General features: G+C 53.5%; 5 protein-coding genes. 2 read left to right on the forward strand and 3 right to left on the reverse strand.

The features are described from left to right. Nucleotides 1–175: 175 nt before the first annotated feature. The gene (locus B9Z50_RS17260; RefSeq protein WP_146183248.1) at nucleotides 176–784 is read right to left on the reverse strand and encodes a hypothetical protein; all 609 of its coding nucleotides are present in this window, start codon (nucleotides 782–784) and stop codon (nucleotides 176–178) included. A gap of 267 nt (nucleotides 785–1051) precedes the next feature. Then, on the reverse strand, nucleotides 1052–1213 hold the full coding sequence (locus B9Z50_RS17655) for a hypothetical protein (RefSeq protein WP_158270708.1): 162 nt from the start codon (nucleotides 1211–1213) through the stop codon (nucleotides 1052–1054). Between the two features lie 119 nt (nucleotides 1214–1332). On the opposite strand from B9Z50_RS17655, the gene B9Z50_RS17265 reads away from it, so the two are divergent. Beyond that, complete coding sequence (locus B9Z50_RS17265) at nucleotides 1333–2058, forward strand: bacterial transcriptional activator domain-containing protein (protein ID WP_158270709.1); 726 nt, start codon at nucleotides 1333–1335, stop codon at nucleotides 2056–2058. 93 nt (nucleotides 2059–2151) lie between these two features. Here the strand turns inward: B9Z50_RS17265 and B9Z50_RS17270 are convergent, their stop codons facing one another. Further along, the gene (locus B9Z50_RS17270) at nucleotides 2152–2619 is read right to left on the reverse strand and encodes a cupin domain-containing protein (protein ID WP_199221787.1); all 468 of its coding nucleotides are present in this window, start codon (nucleotides 2617–2619) and stop codon (nucleotides 2152–2154) included. Nucleotides 2620–3029: 410 nt separating this feature from the next. Between B9Z50_RS17270 and B9Z50_RS17275 the strand changes: the two genes are divergently transcribed. Continuing rightward, nucleotides 3030–3344 (forward strand): hypothetical protein, encoded by a 315-nt coding sequence (locus B9Z50_RS17275; protein WP_108365989.1) that lies wholly within the window; start codon nucleotides 3030–3032, stop codon nucleotides 3342–3344. Nucleotides 3345–3597 lie beyond the last annotated feature (253 nt).

Consider the following 3597-nt stretch of genomic DNA (forward strand, 5'->3'; position numbering starts at 1 on the left):
CCGGCGGTTGCACTCCACGTTGGGCTACGTCAGTCCGATGCAGTTTGAAAAACGCTGGGACGCGGCACAGCAATTGAAGGCCGCATAATGAAGTGGCTAAGCGGTACGTCAAACAGGGGCAGGTTCAGGCGTTGCTTTTTTTAACAACGCTTGTCATGTCAACAGCCTGTTTGCCTTAGATCAATTGCAAAACACGGGATTGCTTGAGTTCGCCAAATGCATGCGCGCGCAACACCAGGGCTTGAAACTCTTTGCTGCTGCCTGTGGTGTCTAAGTAATCGCTCATTTCGTCCAGAGACTGCGCGTAGTAAACGACCAAAAGGCGGGCCAAGTCGCCCGCAAACACAGGGACAACGCCCATCATGGGCGTGGCCGGACTCAAGGCCGCAATTTCGGGAAGCAAGGCAACCGCCTCTTTCAAATGCGCCCGTGCGACTTGGTACTCACGTTGCACGACGATGGGGTGCTTGGTTGGCTCACCGTACACCGTTCGCCAAACCTCGGGGCCTTGCCAGGTGGCGGCCCTGTCGGCATCGGCATCAGCGCGCAGTTGAATGTACAGGGGGTCTTTGGCCATTTTTTCGCTGGTTTGGGTGCCGTCCTTGAACGTGTCAAAGCTTCCGTAGACGTGAACACTGCCAGCGCCTTCACCAAACAAAACGCGCGCAATTCGCACCCTGGCACCCGCCCTGGTCATGGCCTCGCCCAAGGCACTGATGCGTTGGTGGGCCAATTGTGATTTGCCCGAAATGGGCGTGGCGACTCTTCTGGAGATGATGGTCATGGTGCGGCTCCTTCAATGGGCTGAGTTGAAACAGATGAATCAATCCATTTGAGTGCAACCGCCTTGGCAAAGGGTTGGCAAAAACTTGGTGTGGCCCAATCCAGCCCTGCAGCCAACCCAGCAACCAGCCCTGTAGTCAGCAAAACAGCCAGCGCTAAAGCCAGCGCTCGGCGCCTCTCAAAATCTGCCTAACCCCCACCGTACCCAACACCTGGCAAAACCCATGGAATGCTCGGGCGCAGCAGCGATCTCAAACTGTGCAGGCCTTCAACTGGCTTCTTCGGCCCAGTTCAAAATGTCTTCTCGGCTGATCTTGCCAACCAGTTCGGGGTGGTCTTGCTCGACGTGATTCATCGTCGCCTCAACGAGCGCATCGTCGCTTTGCGCCTGAATCACCAGGCCACACTCGCAATTGATCACCTTGCTCATCGTTTTCCCCTTTAGAAGTTAGACCGTCACGCCAGCCGCTTATCATGCAACAACTGAACGAAAAAATTGATAAAAACGTAATGCGCGATTGTGAATCCCGGATACATCTTTGTGGGGCCTTGACGGTTCGTATCATGGGCGAGCGCCTGGAAAACGACTTGCCCGGCAAACAAGGCCGTTTGCTTTTTGCGTTTTTAGTGAGCCAGCAAGGCCGCAGCGTGACCCGCTCGGACATGGTCAAGCTACTTTGGAATGGCGCACCCCCAAATGACCCAGACACCGCTTTGGCGGCGCTTTTGGCGAAATTGCGAAAATCGTTGAGCAAAGACAGTTTGAGTGGCAAACAAGACGTGCGCTTGATTTTGCCCCCCGCCACTTGGGTGGATTTGGATGTGGTTTGGAGTTGCTTGCACCGTGCCGAATCTGCTGTCCATCAACACGACTGGGCTGGCGCTTGGGGGCCTTCTCAGTCGGTTTCACACATCAGCGCCAGAACTTTCATGCCAGGTTTTGAAGGCCCATGGGTAGAAGAAATTCGCAGCAAATTGATGGATGCGCAATTGCGGGCCAATGAATGTCTGGCCACCAGTGGGCTGCATTTGGGGGGCCTTGAGCTGCAGACCGCTGAGCGCGCAGCAAGGCGGGCCATGGCCGCCAGCCCTTACCGAGAAAGCACTTGTGCTTTGTTGCTGCAAATACTGGCAAGCCGGGGCAATCGGGCTGAGGCCTTACACCTGTATGAGGCAATGCGCACCCTGTTGCGCGAAGAGCTGGGCGTAGCACCCAGCGAAACTTTGCAGGAAGTGCACAGGCGCTTGCTACAAAATCAGACCACCGCTGGATAGGACACGCTTGCATGAACAACAGATCAGTGAAGGGCACTGATCTCGTTCATCATGTCACTCTGAGATTGCGCCGCTGGTTGGTTTGCAATGCTTTTATGCTTTGTAATTTTTCCAAACGGCAAAGTCTTTGGCTTCGGTGTTGAATTCGTAGGCAATCACCTCTTCATTGCCCACGACCCATGCATCGTGACCCGGCGCGAATACGTAAGCATCACCCGCATGGACCGTGATTTCTGAACCGTCGTCAGAAACAACGTGCAAGACCCCTTTGATGAGCGTACCCACATGGGGTGCTTGGCAACTGTGGCCTCCCACCAGGGGTTTCATGATTTCTGACCACTTCCAACCCGGTTGCAAGGTCAGCTTTGAAATGGACGCGCCATTCAATTTGATGGTCGCGGCGTGGACTTTGTCTGGCGTCTTCAATTCGTCCGGGTGATCAAAAGACTTTTTAACAAGCGTTGTCATTTTTATTCCTTGGGTTGAGGTGTTGTCAATGCTAAGCACCATGACTTCCAAAACATTGGCAATAGATTGGTGAACGACCGCAGCTTGGTTCAAAGATGGACTTATTCCCAGACCGAACATCGGCCTCTTGTTCAGCGCTGCAGTGCGTCATCTGTTCGATCAAATCAAGGGGGTTAACAATCGCGACATTCACGGGTCCCAATTCCACCCCTTGCCTCAAGGCCAGCGGCAACATACCTGGGGTCAGGCTTTGTCGGGTCCAGCTCCAGGCGGATGCTGCTACCTGACAGAAAACTAAGCGTGTTGTGTCCAAAGGCGTTGTGAGAATTCACGCCGATTGATGGATCACACTGTTTTTCCGATACAACGTCAAGCGCCAATGTTTTGGCAATGTTTTGGCAATGGTTGCACACAATAGTTGAAACTGAACCATGTAGACGTGCTTTCAGCATGGTGCAAGTTGACCCTTCGGTCATCGATCCTCAATTGTTCAGGAGTTATTTATGCAACGTATCGTTTCGCAAGTCGTTTTCAAGCCAAACCCAGGTGCTGACATGATGAAGTTGATGGCGTTGGTTAAAGAGTCTGTTGCAATCTGGAGAAGCCATGGTGCGGATGTGTCGCTGTGGGCGGTATCGGCTGGAGAAGTGGGTAATATGGTTTTTACAGCCAGCTTTGAGAGTTTCTCGGCCTATGGGGCATGCATGGAAAAAGTATATGCCGATCCAGCTTTTGCAGCCTGGAATGCCAAAGGCGTTGCGTCGGGTCTGAGCAGTTGGGTTCGCAGCAATGTTGCGCGTGAAGTGTCTTTGGCATAACGCACAACGGTATGCGGTCTGCTGTGTTTGTGACGGTCGTTGGTGTCAACATGGCGCATGCTGGGCCAAGGTTCAAGAATCAGCGTTTGTAACAATTCACGAGCCGCTTACTTCTGAAATGGCGCCTGAACCTGCCCCTGTTTGACGTACCGCTTAGCCACTTCATTATGCGGCCTTCAATTGCTGTGCCGCGTCCCAGCGTTTTTCAAACTGCATCGGACTGACGTAGCCCAACGTGGAGTGCAACCGCCGG

The sequence above is a fragment of the Limnohabitans sp. Bal53 genome, from assembly GCF_003063355.1.
GTDB lineage: Bacteria > Pseudomonadota > Gammaproteobacteria > Burkholderiales > Burkholderiaceae_C > Limnohabitans_A.